Below are 16,742 nucleotides of genomic sequence, written 5' to 3'. Positions count from 1 at the left end.
ACCGGCTCCAGTCGCGGCCGGAGGAAAGTTCAGTGGCAGGTCACCTCACTTCGACAGACTCAGAGCGGTTTAAATCAACATCCTCACTGAACGAGAAACTCGGCATGAAGTGCCCCCGCTGCTTGGATAGTCTTTAATAAGTCGATCATATCGCGAGGTGCAACTCCCAGAGCGTTTAGCCCTCCTACCAACTCGGATAAGCTTGTGCCACTTACCTCAGCAAGACTTCGGCCTGCCTCCTCCTCAAGCGTCGCTGAAGTTCGTGGAACTATAACTGTTTGGGTGGAGCTGAAAGGACTTGGCTGAGAGACCACCGGAGCTTCTTCTACGCTGAGTGTTAAGCCGCCTTGCGAAACTGCAACACGGCTTATACGCACCTCCGCTCCCATTACGATGGTGCCCGAGCGTTGATCTACTACAACTCTTGCACGCCTTTCCGGCTCGACCTGAATGACTTCAATGAGGCTGAGAACATGCGCGACTGAGCGTATCGAAGCAAGTGAGATATCGATCGCGACGGTACCGCTATCGAGCATGGACGCGATCTGCCTGCCAAACTTCGAGTTGATTGCGGTCTCAATCCTTGACGCCGTTGTGAAATCCGGAACTCTAAGTGCAAGCCTTACCGCTGTGAGGCTGTTTAAATCAAATTCAACTTCGCGCTCAATCCGGGCGCCGGAAGGTATAACCCCGGACGTTGGCACACCCAGTGTCACGCGGGCAGCGGCCCCCTCTACGCTGGCACCACCTGCGATTACTGCTCCTTGGGCAACCGCGTATATCTGCCCATCCGCACCGTTCAGAGGGGTCATAATCAAGGTGCCACCCAGCAGGCTTTTTGCATCACCGATCGCGGAAACTGTCACACTGATAGATCCGCCCGTCCTGGCAAAAGGCGGGAGGGATGCAGTCACCAAAACCGCTGCAACGTTACGAGGGCGAAATTGCTCCCCTGTGACGTTCACTCCCAGACGCTCAAGCAGGTTCGACATTATGTCTTCTGTGAAAGGAGCATTTCTCAACCCGTCGCCTGTGCCATTGAGCCCTACGACTAAGCCGTAGCCCAAAAGATCGTTTCCCCTTACTCCGTCAAATTCCACAAGATCTTTGATACGAACCGGGGAAGCATCCGCAAAGCCCGTCATCAGTAGCAGCATAATGAAGATGCGGCTCATCTGAGCGCTCCCACCAAACTCAGTTCTGAGAGCCTTGCGGTCATCGTGTAGAGCAGCTCAAGGCGCTTTTGTACGCCTTGAAGTGCCGATGCAGCCTCATAACCGTTAATGCCGAGTACTTCTCGGCGACGAAGTGTGAGTGCAGCGAGTTCAGCGTTGTTCCGGCTTAAGACTTTAGCGATGTGATGCTCATCAACACCGACGCGAGCCATTAGCGAGATGCGCTCTGACGATCCGTCCAGGAGACGGTCCGCGCCCATATTAATGAGGGAGGCCCCAACCTCCTGATCTTGTGGCGTGAGATAATCGGCAGCGAGTGCGGCCAGTGCTACCCCCGCCAGGACTTCACGAATCTCTGGGGCTAATGCCGTCACTGAAGCCCGTGTGCTTTCATACTCTCCGATACGCAGGCCAGGGCGTGGCACCCCACCCGCATAGGTCACACTGTCATACCCTCCTGGCTGGGAAAACCAGGATACTACGGCATCATGAATGTCTGACGCTGATGCGAGCCCCGACACAGCACTGCGCAGATTGGAAAGAAGAGCCGCTCCATCAGAAACGGCTGACTGGTCAGTCTGCCCCCCTGAAAAGAGGCTCTCACCCCCACTCAGACTATTAAGTTGGGCAAGCATACGATCCAGAGTTACGACAGAGTCATCTGCTATGATTTTTTTCTGAGATTGCGGAGTAGCGGGCTCCGACAGCGTGAGCTTCGCCCAGAGTTCATTGGCCATCTGATCCATCGATCCCAGGGCACGCTGCTGAGCCGCCAGTCTGGTCGCCTGGAGACTGGCCGTTCTTGCCCAGGATGAAAGGTTGGCCGTGCTTGCCTCAAGAGATGAAAGTTCGGAAACCTCCCCGCGAAGGGCTCTCGCCACATCAGACTTTCGCTCGGAGGCGACCTCCTCGACGAGTGTCGTTAGCTCCATCTTTGCCCGGGTCACTTCGTGGCGAAGGATCAGGTGACGGGACAGATCGCCAATAGAAAAAGCAGGCATGTCATATCCTCAAGAGTTGTTGGAGCATGTCGTCTACCGCCTGGATGACGCGGGCATTAGCAGCATAAGCCGTCTCAATTCTAAGGAGAGCCTGCACCTCATTGTCACTATCGACGCCAATCTCAGCCTCACGATGTCGCAAGAGGGTGAGTTGACCCGACGCAAAGCCCGCACGCCCTGCAGCAGAGAGACGCTCCGTAGAGACGAGTGAAAAAAGCGCGCCAGAGAGATCAGTCGCGGACCGCTGGCCTGGAGAAAAACTCACGCCCGCAGTCGTGGTTCTGCGTAGAAGCGAACCCGCGAGATCCGTAAGAATTCTATTGTCTGATACATCTTTAGGAACTGTGGCTGCCATGCCGGACCAGATCCGCCAAAGTGCCCCCCCCTGATCCGGATCGGCGGCCGGGCTGACTGCGATGCGACTGGCAAGCCCATTCTGAAGGGCCGGATTGAACCTTTGCCCCCCATCCGACAGCAGTGCGGCGACACCCGAAGAGGCAGTGTCCGGATCCGCAGCTTCGAAACGAAGGATCAGGTCGCGGGCTACCGTGTCCAACTTCTGCTGCAGTTCAGGCGCCGTGATATCACGAAGGTGAAACGCCGCTGCGAGACTTCCGCCCCCAAGCGGCCCCTGCTCGGAAGTGGAGATCTGGCGTCCATTCACGCTCAGGCCCGAGAGGGTCCCGCTGTCGGCCGCTATCGTGCCAGAAGGGATGAAGCTGAATTCCGCTGCATGGCCGTCGAGCAGCGCCACACCACCGGTCGTGTACAGCGTAACAGCCCCACCCTGACCCGCGGCCTCGCGAAGCGGTACAATAGAAGCGATCTGATCAATCAGAGCCTGGCGCTGATCTACGAGGCCGGAAATATCCTGACGCATCGCCGTGAGCCTTGGGATCTGCCTGTTTATGGCGGCGACACGCGCAAGGCTTTCGTTCAGCTGCGCCACATCCCGGGCAATACTTTGTTCGGCCAGCGTTCGGGAGAGCTGAGTTTGGGACGTCAGTTGATTGAGGCCGCGCGCAAGATCCTGTCCAGCATGCAAGATCCCGGTTAGTCCCGAAGGGGAGGACGGAGCCAGGGAGGCCGTTTCAAGGGCCGCACTCAGGGCTGAAATTCGATCCGAGAGTGAGTTTCCACTGCCGGGAAGCCCGATCGCTGTTTCCATTTTCTTATAGAAAGCGAGATGAATATCCTCGGCTCCGGTTGCTGCCTGAGCGAGGCGACGATCCCCGGTCAGAACCGGGTCCGTGGCCCGGGTTACGCCGTTTATGACCACGCCACCGCCATATTGCGCCGAACTCAGCGAGAGGCTGCGATGGCCGTAAGTGTCTGTTTGCAGATTGGCGACATTTGAAGCAACCAGATCTGCGGCGCGCGCGGATGCGGTGAGGCCCGTCAAAGCCGTGGTGAGTGTTGAGGATAAAGACATATCGCCCTCCTGCTATCGGATCAGCGCTTCAGATTTGTGGTTTCCTGCAGCATCTCGTCCACGGTCTGAATGACCTTGGCGTTGGAGGAATAAGCCCGCTGCGTCTGGATGAGCTGCGTCAGTTCATGGGCGACATCAGTGCTGCTTTCTTCGCGCGTGAAGGAGCGCGTTACACCAGCCGGTCCGCTGCCCGCATCCCAAAGATAGAAAGATCCTGAGGTGCTGCTGACCTGATAGGTTTGATCACCCAGCGAAATAAGGCCGTTCGGATTGCGCACGTCGGCAACAGGGATTTGATAAAGGAGCTTTGAAAATCCGCGGTCATAGACGCCATAAAGATTGCCCTGCTCATCCAGTTCCAGGGCGACGATGGACGACACGGGCGTTCCGTCTTTGACCGGTGCGGAGGGAATAAAACCGGCCGCGAGTTGCGACAGTCCGCCCGGCTCACCCGGTTTGCCAATGCCGATATCAACAGGGCCATGAGGCAGCGTCAGGGAAATCTGACCTGTGGCCGCATCATAGGCCGCACTGCCGCCCACCGGCGTCGCTGCCTGCAGCATACCTGCCGCAGGACCAAGCGTTTCAAAATCAAGGGTCCAGCTGCCCAGCGTCGTCGCGCTGACGCTGTCTTCAATCTCCATTGTCCATTGATTTGAGGATCCTGCAGCCGGAATGACGGGCGTGAAACGATAGGTGATCCAGCCAGCCTCACCGATAGGGTTGTAGTATTCCATCGTCAGCTCGTAGGGGGTTCCAGCGGCACCGGCAGCCGTCTCACCCGCTGGCAGATTGAGGCTGATGGCCGCAGAGGTGGTGGGATTGGCAGCCAGTGCCGCCATATTCACCTGAACGGGCCGAAGCGCGCTGATCGTTTCCCGGGGTTGAGTTGGAATATTCCCGGTGGCATCGGCGGGCCAGCCGAGCAGCACCTGGCCCGTGGCATTCACCAGATAACCGTCGCTGTTGGCACGAAATGAACCCGTGGTGCGCAGACCAAAACTAAGCGGGCTGCCGCTGTCGGGCAGCGACGCGAGTTTCGCCACCGGCAGAAAACCCCGTCCGCGGATCGTAATATCGGTCACGTTATTGGTCTGTGTCAGAGCCCCGCTCTGATCGATGAGGCGCTGGTTTGTGGTGGTCACTCCGCCCGCCACATAGCGCGCTGTGTTGCCCGAACCGACGACCATCGCATGGAAATCCACCTCAGCCCGCTTGTATCCCAGCGTGGCAGAGTTGGCGATATTGTCCGAAATCGAAGCCAGGCGCACGGCATTGGCGTTCAGACCGGACACCCCGGCGCTCAGCGAAGATGAAATCGTCATTACGGGACCCCCATTTGCGACCGCGATTCCGGTCCGGTGGTCTTCAGAATGCAGCAAAGGCCTTAATGGTCGGCTAACGCGGAAGAAAACTCACGACCCATTGCGTAAGAGCACGAATTCAATGCGATTATTCCGCACCGCCATAGGATCCGTGACCGCCGGGCGACGATCAGCAAAGCCCGAAACGCGCCGCATCCGGGCGGTGGCAAAGCCCGAAAGCTCCATCATCTGACGCGCAGCCTGCGCGCGGGAGGAGGATTGCTGCCAGACCGGGTTTTCGATCCGGGTGATGGGAAGACTGCGGACATGGCCATGAACCGCCACCGCATTCTCCACCAGCGCGAAGGCACCGGCGACCACGGGAATCAGATCGCGCAGGATCTGAGTGGGGCGCTCGGTCTCGCCCTCGAAAAGCGGCCGGTCGGTCAGGTCGAACAACTCAACCACCAGGCCTTCATCGGTCAGCCGCGTCACGATATGGCGCATCAGGGCCAGCCGTTCAGAGCTTTCGCCGCCCATGCCATCAAGACGCGCCATGAGGTCTTTCAGAACTTTCTGCTCTCCGCCGCTGTCGGCCTCAAGGCCCATGGCGCGGCGCTGGTCGGTGGGGTGACGGGCGGCCGCCCCGGTGCCTTCCCGCGCGCGGCTGTCTTCGGAAAAGAGCGAATCGCCCTGAAACATGCCATCGCCCCCGCCGGATGTGCGGTGGATCGGCATCACGGGGTTAAAGTAATCGGCAATGCCCTTACGCTGCTTATCGGTGGTCGCGTTAAGCAGCCACATCAGCAGGAAAAACGCCATCATAGCGGTCACAAAATCCGCATAGGCAACCTTCCAGGCGCCGCCGTGATGGCCGCCCTCCTGCACGATCTTTTTGCGCTTGATGATTACCGGCGCCGCATTCCCTGGCCCTGCCATGTTGATACCCTTCCGACACACCCGGGATCAGGTATCGCACAGCCGGGTTAGGAGGGATTTAACGGGGCAGACATGTGCGAATGAGAGCTGAGGCCCGGGCCACGGCCTCCGCGATGGAGAGATCGGTCGTATCGAGGCGCACGGCATCGGCGGCCGGACGCAGCGGGGCCTCGGCGCGGTTCATGTCACGATCGTCGCGGGCGCGGACCTCGGCCAGCACCTGCGCTTCATCGCCCCCCACTTCCCGCCAGCGGCGGTGCGCCCGCGCTTCTGCCGAGGCGGTGACAAAGATTTTCACCTCTGCCTGCGGGCAGATGACGGTGCCAATGTCGCGCCCGTCGAGCACCGCCCCCCCGGAGCGGCGCGCAAAGCTGCGTTGAAAATCGACAAGGGCCGCGCGCACATCTGAAATCACCGCCACGCGGCTCGCGGCATCCCCGGCGGCCAGACTGCGCAGATCGTCGCGGGCCAGATCCTCGGGGCTGAGGCTGCGCGCAACCGTCACCGGATCGACGCCGCGCAGCTCGGAGACGACGCCGACCGCGCGATAGAGCAGGCCGGTGTCGAGATGGGCGAAGCCAAATTCCGTGGCCACCGCCCGGCTGATCGTGCCTTTACCGGCCGCCGCCGGGCCGTCTACCGCCACCGTAAAGATCATCGCCATCCCCAAATGCAGTCAGGGGCGCGGTCTAGCGCGCCCCCGTCTTTGCGTAAAGGCCCCTGCCCCTCAGTGACCGAGGATCTGGCTGAGGAAGAGCCTGGTGCGCTCACTCTGGGGATTGTTGAAGAACTCTTTCGGCGCGTTTTCTTCGACGATCTGGCCCTGATCCATGAAGATCACGCGGTTCGCCACGGCCTGGGCAAAGCCCATCTCATGGGTCACGCAGAGCATGGTCATGCCCTCTTCTGCCAGCTCAATCATGGTGTCGAGCACCTCTTTGATCATCTCGGGATCGAGCGCCGAAGTCGGCTCATCAAAGAGCATGATGCGCGGCTTCATGCAGAGCGAGCGGGCAATCGCCACGCGCTGCTGCTGACCACCGGACAGCTGCCCGGGGTATTTCAGCGCCTGCTCGGGGATCTTCACTTTTTCCAGGAAGTGCATCGCCACCTCCTCAGCCTCACGCTTGGGGACCTTCCGGACCCAGATCGGCGCGAGGGTGCAGTTCTCAAGAATGGTCAGATGCGGAAAAAGGTTAAAGTGCTGAAACACCATCCCCACTTCCGAGCGCACCTTGTCGATGTTCTTCAGATCCGAGGTCAGCTCGGTCCCATCGACGACGATCTGGCCTTCCTGATGCTCTTCCAGACGGTTGATGCAGCGGATCAGGGTGGATTTGCCTGAGCCTGAGGGGCCGCAGATCACGATCCGCTCTCCCCGGTGGACGGTCATATCGATGTCGCGCAGCACGTGAAACGCGCCGTACCACTTGTTCATATTGCGGATCTGGATCGCGACCTCGCCCGAGACCTGCATCTGAGCGGCTTGCATGGCAGCAGTTTGTGACATGACAGGTTCCTTAACGGTGATCGGTCTTCAGCTTCCGCTCCAGCCAGAGCGAATAGCGCGACATGCCAAAGCAGATGATGAAGAAACACAGACCGATGAAGATGAAGAGTTCCCAATAGATGCCGTTCCAGGCCGCATTGGCGCGGATGGAGTTCGACAGCCCGATGGGATCGAGAAGGCCGATGAAGACGACCAGCGTGGTGTCTTTAAAAAGGCCGATGAAAGTGTTGACGATGCCCGGGATCGAGATTTTCAGCGCCTGAGGCATGATCACCAGACGCTGCGCGCGCCAGTAATCCAGGCCAAGCGCATCCGCCGCCTCATATTGCCCGCGCGGCAGGGCCGCGAGACCGCCCCGGACCACCTCGGCCATATAGGCCGCCGCAAAGAGGGTCACCATGATGATCACCCGCAGGATGATGTCAAAGTTGGTCCCCGGCGGCAGGAAGTAGTTCAGCAGCAGCGAGGCCGTGAACAGCAGCGCAATCAGCGGCACACCGCGCACAAACTCAATGAAGCCAATGCTGAGGATGCGGATCAGGAACATGTCGGATTTGCGGCCAAGCGCCAGCACGATGCCCAGCGGCAGCGACAGCGCAATGCCGGTCACCCCGATGATGATCGACAGCATGAAGCCACCGAAATCACGCGAGGGCACTTCGCGGATCGCCAGAGGGAAAATCCGCTGCAGATCTTTCGACAGCGGCCCGGCCAGCCACATCCAGAAGGCCAGGATCGCCACAGCCCCAAGGATCATCCCAAGGGCCGAGCTGTAGCTGCGCAGCATTCGGTAGACCACATAGCCCACAAGCGGCCCCAGCAGCACCACCACCGGCAGCCAGAGCGTACCGCCCCACAGCAGCCAGAAGCCGATCAGCGGGTAAAGCAGCGAAAACCAGAACATGCCGCGCGGCACCGAGGGGTAAAGCACCGGAGCCAGCGCCACCAGCATCAGCACGAAGGCGAGGATCGGGCGCCAGTACAGCTCAGGCGGATAGAAGCCAAAGGTCAGCTGGTGCCAGCGCTCGGTGATCACGGCCCAGCAGGCCCCGGTGGCGCCGTTCAGGATTTCCCGGCATTCCACCAGGCTGGAGGCCTTCCAGACGCCGTTCAGAAACCACGGCGCGGTATGGGTGACGACCCAGAAGATCACCGCCACGGAAATCACCGTCAACAGGATGTTCAGCGGGCCGGAGAACAGGTTCTGCCGGATCCAGCCGACCGCACCCGTCTCGGATACCGGGGCGGCTTTGGGGGCGAGCATCTCTTTGCGCACAAAGGGAGATTGATCCATCTCAGCGCTCCTTCAGCCGGACACGGGCGTTGTACCAGTTCATCACCATTGAGATGATCAGCGAGATGACCAGATAGGTCAGCATCAGCAGCAGCATCCCCTCCAGCTCGCGGCCGGTCTGGTTGATGGTGATACCGCCCAGCGTGGCGCGCAGATCCATATAGCCCACAGCCAGCGCCAGAGAGGTGTTCTTGGTGATGTTGAGATATTGCGAGATCATCGGCGGGATGATGACGCGCAAAGCCTGCGGCAGGATCACCAGGCTCATGGTGCGGCCCGGGCGCAGGCCAAGCGCGAAGGCGGCCTCAGACTGCCCGCGCGAGATCGCAAGGATACCGCCGCGCACCGTCTCAGCGATGAAGGCGCCGGTATAAAGCGTCAGCGCCACCCACATCGCGAAGAAGGAGTTGCGCATATAAGTGCCGCCCGCGAAGTTGAAGCCCCGCAGTTCCGGCATCCCAAGGTGAAAGCCAAGCGCAAGCTTCAGCGCCACCAGCGGCACCACGAAGATCAGGATGCTTTTCCACCAGGTCGTCGGGCGCACGCCGGTTGCGTTCTGCACCGCACTCGCCTGGGTCTTCAGCCTGCGCCAGGCCCAGAAACAGACGCTCAGCACCGCGATGATCGCCAGCAGATCAATGCTGACCAGAAAGACCCCCAGATCGATATTGCCCAGCGAGCGGTCAAAGAGCGGCTCGGGCACATAAACGCCGCGGTTGGTGATCGCCACGCTGTCGAAGAACAGCATCGAAGAGGTGGCATTTTCCCCGCGGAAGGCATTGGGCGGCGGCATGGATTCGGTCATCACCGCGAAGATCAGCAGGATCCACAGGACCAGCGGGATATTGCGGAAAATCTCAACATAAAAGCCGATCAGCCTTGAAATCAGCCAGTTTTCCGACAGACGCAGTACCCCTGCGAAAACGCCCACAATCGTGGCGGTTACGCAGGAGAGCGCTGCCAGCAGCAGCGTGTTCAAAAGGCCCACCAGCATGGCGCGGCCATGACTGCTGTCGGAGGTATATTCAATCAGGCGCTGGTTGATGTCGTAGCCCGAGCGCACGGTCAGAAAGCCAAAGCTGAAATCTTTACCAAGTGCCTTCAGGTTTGCGACCGTATTGGCCACCAGCCACCAACCGGCGAGCGCCACTAAGACCAGCGCAATAAACTGAAGGGTGAACGAGCGATACCGCGTGTCATAAAGCAGCATGCTCAGCCGAAAGTCGCCACTTCGGGCGTCGGTTCCGGGTGTCATAACGAATACCCCCTGAGGTCTGCCTGGCCTTCTGGCTCAGCGGATCAGCGCGGGCGCGCTCCGCGGCAGACTGTTGTTATTCAGATCGTGTCGTGCTTTTGCAAAACGGGGCGCCCTTGCTCAGGGCGCCCCTTTGGCAGATCAGCGGAACGGCGGCGCGTAGAGCAGGCCGCCCTGGGTCCATTGTGCGTTCAGGCCGCGGGCCAGACCGATCGGGGTCTGCTCACCGATGGTGGCCTCAAAAACCTCGCCGTAGTTGCCGCCGGCTTTGATCGCGTGGATGGCCCAGTCGTTATCAAGACCCAGCATCGCGCCGAGTTCACCCTCTTTGCCGAGCAGGCGGTTGATCTCGGGGTTCTCGCTGCCCGTCGCGGTCATCTCATCGATATTGGCTGCGGTGACGCCATATTCTTCTGCGCCGACCAGCGCGTTCAGAACCCAGCGGCCGATGTCTGACCATTGGTCATCGCCCTGACGGACGAGCGGGCCGAGCGGCTCTTTCGAGATGATCTCCGGCAGGATGATGTGGTTTGCGGCATCCGCAAAGCCACCGCGCGTCGCGGCAAGACCCGAAGCATCGGTGGTATAGACGTCACAGGCACCGGCCAGATACTGCTGCTGCGCTTCGGCGTTGGTTTCGACCGGAACCGGCTCATACTTCAGGTTATTCGCCTTGAAGAAGTCCGCCAGGTTCAGCTCGGTGGTGGTGCCGGTCTGGATGCAGACGGTGGCGCCCTCGAGATCTTTTGCCGAGGTCACGCCGAGGTCTTTTTTGACCATAAAGCCCTGACCGTCATAATAGTTCACGCCGATAAAGGTGAACTTCAGATCGGCATCGCGCGACAGCGTCCAGGTGGTGTTCCGCGCCAGGATATCGACCTCGCCCGAGGCCAGGGCCGTAAATCGGGTCTGACCGGTGGTCGAGATGAAGTTGACCTTCATCGGATCTTTCAGCACAGCAGCGGCCACCGCGCGGCAGATCGCCACATCAAAGCCCTGCCAGACGCCCTGCGCATCCGGTGCCGAGAAGCCGTTGACGCCGGTCGAGACGCCGCAGTTCAGCGAGCCGCGGGCCTTAACATCGTCAAGCGTCGCGGCCTGCGAGATCCCGGCTGCGAGTGCCGCGAACGACAGCGTGCCGAGGAAAACGGATTTCTTCATTATAACCTCTTCCTGTGGAGCGCCGCAGAATAGCGGCGCGGGACAGGCCCTGTTGGCCCGAAAGGAGTGCCCCGATTATTGCTCCCGGGGTCAGAGGTATCTTGCGATGCGCCCGGCCAATGCGTCAAGGCTGGCGGCAGACGGGAATAATTTCCCAAGCCTGGGCGTAAATTAACAGCGTTTGAGGAAAATTTTGCCCGGTTTTTATGCGCCTACCGGGCGAGACGGCTGCATCTCTCAGTTGCGCTGACGGCTCAGCGCAAGAAAACGTTCAGCATGTTCAAGAGCTTCGCGACGCTTGCCCTCTTTGATCTCAAACTCTTCATCGGCCCCCCACTGCTCGGCCTGCCATGCCTCATCAATACGCGAGGCTGCCCATGCTTCGGGCAGGGTGATCCGCCCTTCCGCCACGGCAAGCGCGAGAATCAGTGATCCCGAGATGCCGATCAGGTCGTGAAGCGCCGTCATCTCAAAGGCATCATGGGCGCCAAGCGCCGCCTTCAGACGGGCCAGCGCCTGAGCCTCCTGAGCCACCGGAATGACCCCGGAGGTCACCCGCAGACGGGCGTCATACCGCTCGGCTGCCCAGTCGAGCAGCGGGTCCCAAAGCGCCGCCTGACGGGCCACCAGATCCTTCGGACCCTCGGCACGATAGCTCAGCAGATCGGTGCCGCCATATTCGGCCAGCATGTCCAGGACCGCATCGAACTGCACCCCGACCTTGTCGATCGCGGCATTGGCCGAGCGGGTGACCGGCATGGTCTCGGGCCGGATCTCGCCCTGCTGCGCGTCCCATTCCGCTGCCACAGCCTCGGCCATGGCGCGGCCCGGCAGCACCAGCGGGGATTTCGCGGGGGTTTTCACCGCCCGCGCATCCAGCATCACCTGAAAACCGCCTTCGGCTTCCACAACCCGGGCTTCTTTCCAGAAACGTTTTGCCTTCCAGCCGCTCATGCCACCCTCACCGATCGCGCTGACGTTCGCGCTTTTGCCGCTCAGCCATCTCTTCGGCCCATTCAAAGGGATCGTCCGGCACCGAATTGATATCCCAGCCCAGCGTCTTCCAGGTTTTCTCCATATGGCTTGGCAGAGGGGCCCGGAAGGTAAGATGCTGTTTGGTGATCGGATGCTGGAAGGCCAGCAGACGGGCATGCAGATGCAGCTTGCGGCTGATCTCGCCGCCCAGCTGTGCGCCCCAGCCGTCGCCCATATTCTCCTGCGCTGAACCGCCGTATTTGCCGTCACCGATGATCGGATGGCCGAGTTCCGCCATATGCGCGCGCAGCTGGTGCGTGCGCCCGGTGATCGGCACCAGTGCCGCCCAGGACACCCGGGTGCCCAGCAGATCCATCACCGCATAATCGGTGGTCGAGCGTTTGGCTTCGGGGTGATCTTTGATCTTGGCGGGATGGATGCAGATCATCTTCTCGCCTTCACCCGATCGGCCATGCCCGCTCGATTTCTCAAGGGCATAGCGGATGGTGCCGAACTTCGGATGGGGCACTCCGGCCACGGCCGCCCAGTAGATCTTGCGGGTGGTCCGCTCACGGAAGGCTTCCGAGAGGGCACGCGCCACACGGTCGGTGCGCGCCAGAACCAGCAGACCCGAAGTGTCTTTGTCCAGACGGTGGACCAGTTTGGGGCGCTCTTTATAGCCAAACATCAGCGCCGGGGTCAGACCATCGACGGTGCGGTGATCAAGCCCCGAGCCGCCCTGGCTCGGCAGACCTGCGGGTTTGTTGATCACGATCAGATGCTGATCGCGGAACATCACGCAGGACTGGATCATCTCGGCATCGGCCTCGGTGATCATCTCTTCCATACCGCGGATCTTCAGCGGCGGAGCCTCGGTCGGCAGCGGGGGCACCCGCACCTTCTGGCCCGGAACAATACGGTCAGCAGGCTTCGCCCGACCGCCGTCGATCCGCAGCTCGCCTTTCCGGCACATCTTCTCAACCGCAACCTGGTTCAGTTGCGGGAATTTCTTTTTCAGCCAGCGGTCGAGGCGCATTTCGCCATCGTCTTCCGAGACCGTCAGGATTTGAACGCCGCTCATAGCAGTCCTCGTATCAGGGCAGCACCGGCCATAAGTGCCACAACCGACACCCCCACCGAAGCCACAGCATATCCGCCCGCCATCCATGGCGTGCCGCCCTCAAGAAGGCGAATGATATCCGCCGAGAAGGCCGAAAAGGTCGTGAACCCGCCAAGCAAGCCGCTCAGCAGCAGCGGTGAAAACCGCTCCGCCTGATGCGCGGCCAGCCAGGCAGCAAGGCCCCCCATCACAAGAGAGCCCGCCACATTCACAACGAAGGTCCCCGCCGGAAAGCTCCCGGGCAGCAGCCGTGCAAAAGCGCTCACGGTCACAAACCGCGCCACAGCGCCCGCAGCGCCGCCCAATGCAACATAGATCAGGGTCCGGATCATCGCGCCTTCCTTCTGCCGCGCCACGCTCCTTGTCAACCGGATGCCCTGCCCCGCCCTGCCCGGAAAGACATTCCGCCGCGCTTTCCCTGCAGACAAAGGACCGGAAGTGCCCTTTTCGCCCGCAGCGAAAGCTTGCAGGGAATCACCCCCGCCGCCACTCTGCCCCAAAGGGGAGAGACAGGATGGCCGTTATCGATGGATTTACCCGCCGCCGCGTGACGCTGCCGGGGATCACGCTTTCCGTTCAGGGGGCAGGCTCCGGCCCGCCGCTGATCCTGCTGCATGGCTTTCCGCAAAACGGCATGTGCTGGTCAAAGGTCGCCCCGGAGTTTGCCAAGCACTTCCGCGTGCTGGTGCCCGACCTGCGCGGCTATGGCGAAAGCGATGCCCCTGCGGATGATGCCGAACATGTCACCTATTCCAAGCGCCGGATGGCCGAAGACATCATTGCCCTGATGGATGAACTGGACATCCGCAGCGCGCATCTTCTCGGCCATGACCGCGGCGCGCGGGTGGCCTACCGCCTGGCGCTGGATCATCCCGACCGTCTGCGCCGGCTGGGGATCATTGAGATCGTGCCAACGGCGGATTTCTGGAACGCCTGGACGGCCGAACTGGCCATGGCGGGCTATCACTGGACCTTCCTCGCGCAACCCGCGCCGATGCCCGAGCGGCTGATCTCGGCGGACCCGCTGCCCTGGCTGGACCATACCCTCACCTCCTGGCTGCGCAGCCATGATCTGGCAGATCTGCCGCCCGCAGCTTTGGAAAGCTACCGCGCCCAGATCCAACAGCCCGAGCGGGTTCATGCCATGTGCGCCGACTACCGCGCCGGGGCCACCACCGACCGCCGGATTGATGAGGCCAGCCGCGCGGGGGGCGAAAAGATCACAGCGCCCCTCTCTTATCTTTGGGCGGAAAAGGGTTTTCCGGCCAAAAGCGGCGATCCCCTTGGGCTTTGGCGGGGCTGGGCCACGGATCTGACCGGCGCCTCCTGCCTTTCCGGGCATTTCGTGCAGGAGGAAAATCCCAAAGCGGTGATTGAGCAGTTTTTACCGTTTTTCCTGCAGAGTTCAGACCGCTGAGAGGGTCAGCCGCACCACGTCAGGGTCATGCACCCCGATCAGATCGGCCAGAACCTGACCATCGGCCAGCACCCGCAGGCCGTTCTCGCCGGCCTCATAGCTGATGACCGGCGCGGGCGCATTGGCGGCATATTCGATCAGCAGACTGTCCTCGGTGCCGAAATCCATGATCTGTGCCGCCCCCGTGCCGGTCAGCCGAAACACATCCGCCCCCTCTCCCCCACTGGCCACATCGCCACCGCCCGCATGCAAAAGGTCATCGCCGCGCCCGCCGTTCAGATAGCGCTGCGTCCCCTCTTCTGCCTGACCAAGGTTGCCAGAGAGGGTGTCGGCCCCCTCATCCCCGTCGAGGGTGTCATTGCCACTGCCCGCGACCAGCACATCCTGCCCCATCCCGCCGCTGAGCCAGGAGTTACCGCCACCCGAGATCAGCAGATCATCGCCGCGACCGCCCAGAAGCGTATCATCGCCGGATCCGCCCTCCAGATGATCGTCCCCCTCCTGCCCCGCCAGGTGATCGGACCCCGCACCCCCGGCCATCCTGTCCGCGCCGCCGCCGCCCGTCAGCGTGTCGTTGCCTTCGCCCCCGGTCAGTGTATCGCCCTGCGCGCCGCCGAAGATCTGGCTGTCCTGTGGCCCCCCGGTCAGCGTCAAGGGCCGCTCCTCCGGCGGCGGAGAGAGGTCGGAGCTTTCCGGCCCCCAGGCCCCGCTGCGGCTGCTGGCCGGGTCAGACGCCCCGCCCGCCTCCGGAACCGGGTCCGGCTGCGAGGCCCCGCCCCCCCCTTCAGACATGCCCTCTGCGGCGGGCTCTGATGTCTCAGCAAAAATCCCGGGCTCTGCCTCGGGCTCAGGCGTGTCGTCCTCTTCCTCTCCGGACCCGTGCTCTGCATCGCCGGGGAATATCGCGCTTCCGACTGCGCCCGCCACCAAAAGCCCGACCAGCCCGAGCAACTCCAGCATCCCGCACACTCCTGCCCGTCAGAGGGCATTAACCATAAAACAAGTTAAATAACTGATAACTAACACAAAATATCACAATCCGGCCGATTCTCAAAAGCCCTTTTGCACCGGGCAAAGGCCGGGGGATCAAAAGCCTTTCATTTCGGGGCATTCCGCGCTATGTCCCCGCATCCGTCTGAGCCTCAGACGGTGCCTCCACGGGCCCTGCTGGACGACGTCCCGGCTTGCGCCATAACCCTCTTAAGGAGATCCCGATGTCGATCACCGTCGAAGAAAAAAACCGCCTGATCAAAGAATTCGCAACCAAAGAAGGCGACACCGGTTCGCCGGAAGTCCAGGTTGCAATCCTGTCGTCGCGCATCGCGACCCTGACCGAGCACTTCAAAGCTCACAAGAAAGACAACCACTCGCGTCGTGGTCTGCTGATGATGGTTGCTCTGCGCCGCAAGCTGCTGGACTACCTGAAGTCGCGTGACGAGGCCCGTTACCAGGCTCTCATCGCGAAACTCGGCCTGCGCCGCTAAGTCTTTCGCACAGCGAATCAGCAACGCCCGCGCCGGATCCCCGGCGCGGGCGTTGTCATATCCGGCCCTCTGCCGGCTGAATTAACCGGTCTGCGTAATCACCGCCGCCATCTGCTTGCACAGCGCCGAGATATCGGTGTTTTGCGAGGCGGAGGCCTCTTTCAGCGATTGCTCAACCCCCATGGCCGAAACGGTGCCGGCTTTGCCCTTTTCGTAAGCGGCCTCAACCTTGGCCGCATCTGTGGGCGCGGGCAGCTGGCCGAACATTTTTTTCTGAATCTCAACGGCTTTGCCGTCGATATGCCCCTCGGCCTGACAAAATTCGAGCACGCCGAGCTGGTTTTTGGCCGCGGCCACCGCCTCATCCATCCCCGGTGCCTGAGCCGATGCGGCTCCGGCGACCAGAACCAGCGCTGCAACCTTTGCGTAAAAGCGTCCGATCATCTCAGCGCCTCCCTGACTGTAAAAGATACCGCAGGATCTGACCTGCCCGCGCAGTCTGACCGCTTTGCCCCCCGCCGCAAGCGTTTAGCGCCCGCCGGAGAGCGCCGCGACGGCCCTGGCAAAGGCCTGCCGAAACCGGGGAAACCGGCTGACGCTTTTTCGCCTGCCCGGGGTTTGCCACAGGATTTCGCCCCCATCGGCGGGAACCGGCAGCCGGAGGCGCAAGGCCTT

Annotated in this window: 17 protein-coding genes; 2 read left to right on the top strand and 15 right to left on the bottom strand. The window is 61.3% G+C overall.

The genetic code is table 11. The features are described 5' to 3' along the window. Positions 1–83: 83 nt before the first annotated feature. From EG244_RS03255 to EG244_RS03195, 13 genes are all read right to left on the bottom strand, one after another. Positions 84–1,175: a flagellar basal body P-ring protein FlgI gene (locus EG244_RS03255; RefSeq protein WP_124963575.1), complete on the bottom strand. Its 1,092-nt coding sequence runs from the start codon at positions 1,173–1,175 to the stop codon at positions 84–86. Beyond that, entirely contained in the window at positions 1,172–2,176 is a 1,005-nt protein-coding gene (locus EG244_RS03250; RefSeq protein ID WP_124963574.1) for a hypothetical protein, read from the bottom strand. The genes EG244_RS03255 and EG244_RS03250 overlap by 4 nt, the downstream gene beginning before the upstream one ends. Position 2,177: 1 nt before the next feature. Beyond that, positions 2,178–3,608, bottom strand: coding sequence for a flagellar hook-associated protein FlgK (gene flgK, locus EG244_RS03245; protein ID WP_124963573.1), 1,431 nt, complete (start codon positions 3,606–3,608; stop codon positions 2,178–2,180). Between the two features lie 20 nt (positions 3,609–3,628). After that, on the bottom strand, positions 3,629–4,933 hold the full coding sequence (locus tag EG244_RS03240; RefSeq protein ID WP_124963572.1) for a flagellar hook protein FlgE: 1,305 nt from the start codon (positions 4,931–4,933) through the stop codon (positions 3,629–3,631). Between the two features lie 90 nt (positions 4,934–5,023). After that, complete coding sequence (locus tag EG244_RS03235; protein ID WP_124963571.1) at positions 5,024–5,851, bottom strand: flagellar motor protein MotB; 828 nt, start codon at positions 5,849–5,851, stop codon at positions 5,024–5,026. Positions 5,852–5,909: 58 nt separating this feature from the next. After that, positions 5,910–6,509: a (d)CMP kinase gene (locus EG244_RS03230; protein WP_124963570.1), complete on the bottom strand. Its 600-nt coding sequence runs from the start codon at positions 6,507–6,509 to the stop codon at positions 5,910–5,912. A 69-nt stretch (positions 6,510–6,578) separates the two neighbouring features. Then, on the bottom strand, positions 6,579–7,361 hold the full coding sequence (locus EG244_RS03225; protein ID WP_158617227.1) for an amino acid ABC transporter ATP-binding protein: 783 nt from the start codon (positions 7,359–7,361) through the stop codon (positions 6,579–6,581). 10 nt (positions 7,362–7,371) lie between these two features. Continuing rightward, a complete protein-coding gene (locus EG244_RS03220) occupies positions 7,372–8,655 on the bottom strand; it encodes an amino acid ABC transporter permease (RefSeq protein WP_124963569.1) in 1,284 nt (427 codons plus the stop codon). A 1-nt stretch (position 8,656) separates the two neighbouring features. After that, positions 8,657–9,910 (bottom strand): amino acid ABC transporter permease, encoded by a 1,254-nt coding sequence (locus tag EG244_RS03215; protein WP_199737752.1) that lies wholly within the window; start codon positions 9,908–9,910, stop codon positions 8,657–8,659. A 141-nt stretch (positions 9,911–10,051) separates the two neighbouring features. Further along, positions 10,052–11,071, bottom strand: a complete 1,020-nt coding sequence (locus EG244_RS03210) for an amino acid ABC transporter substrate-binding protein (protein WP_124963568.1) — start codon at positions 11,069–11,071, stop codon at positions 10,052–10,054. Positions 11,072–11,308: 237 nt separating this feature from the next. Then, entirely contained in the window at positions 11,309–12,025 is a 717-nt protein-coding gene (locus EG244_RS03205; protein ID WP_124963567.1) for an ATP12 family chaperone protein, read from the bottom strand. A 7-nt stretch (positions 12,026–12,032) separates the two neighbouring features. Further along, positions 12,033–13,127, bottom strand: a complete 1,095-nt coding sequence (locus EG244_RS03200; RefSeq protein WP_124963566.1) for an RluA family pseudouridine synthase — start codon at positions 13,125–13,127, stop codon at positions 12,033–12,035. Continuing rightward, positions 13,124–13,498 (bottom strand): fluoride efflux transporter FluC, encoded by a 375-nt coding sequence (locus tag EG244_RS03195; protein ID WP_124963565.1) that lies wholly within the window; start codon positions 13,496–13,498, stop codon positions 13,124–13,126. Before EG244_RS03195 ends, EG244_RS03200 begins: the two co-directional genes overlap by 4 nt. A gap of 182 nt (positions 13,499–13,680) precedes the next feature. On the opposite strand from EG244_RS03195, the gene EG244_RS03190 reads away from it, so the two are divergent. Further along, the gene (locus EG244_RS03190; RefSeq protein ID WP_124963564.1) at positions 13,681–14,583 is read left to right on the top strand and encodes an alpha/beta fold hydrolase; all 903 of its coding nucleotides are present in this window, start codon (positions 13,681–13,683) and stop codon (positions 14,581–14,583) included. Here EG244_RS03190 and EG244_RS03185 read toward each other — a convergent pair. Next, complete coding sequence (locus EG244_RS03185; protein WP_124963563.1) at positions 14,572–15,543, bottom strand: calcium-binding protein; 972 nt, start codon at positions 15,541–15,543, stop codon at positions 14,572–14,574. The two genes, EG244_RS03190 and EG244_RS03185, sit on opposite strands and share 12 nt — an antisense overlap. 254 nt (positions 15,544–15,797) lie before the next feature. Between EG244_RS03185 and rpsO the strand changes: the two genes are divergently transcribed. Then, positions 15,798–16,067 (top strand): 30S ribosomal protein S15, encoded by a 270-nt coding sequence (gene rpsO / locus EG244_RS03180; protein WP_124963562.1) that lies wholly within the window; start codon positions 15,798–15,800, stop codon positions 16,065–16,067. Positions 16,068–16,148: 81 nt separating this feature from the next. Here rpsO and EG244_RS03175 read toward each other — a convergent pair whose 3' ends face one another. Then, positions 16,149–16,511 (bottom strand): pore-forming ESAT-6 family protein, encoded by a 363-nt coding sequence (locus tag EG244_RS03175; RefSeq protein ID WP_124963561.1) that lies wholly within the window; start codon positions 16,509–16,511, stop codon positions 16,149–16,151. Positions 16,512–16,742: the final 231 nt, after the last annotated feature.

It is taken from the genome of Falsigemmobacter faecalis, from assembly GCF_003863335.1.
Lineage (GTDB): Bacteria > Pseudomonadota > Alphaproteobacteria > Rhodobacterales > Rhodobacteraceae > Wagnerdoeblera > Wagnerdoeblera faecalis.
The sequence above is the reverse complement of the archived record's forward strand: the minus strand, read 5'-3'. Positions and strand labels throughout refer to the sequence as shown.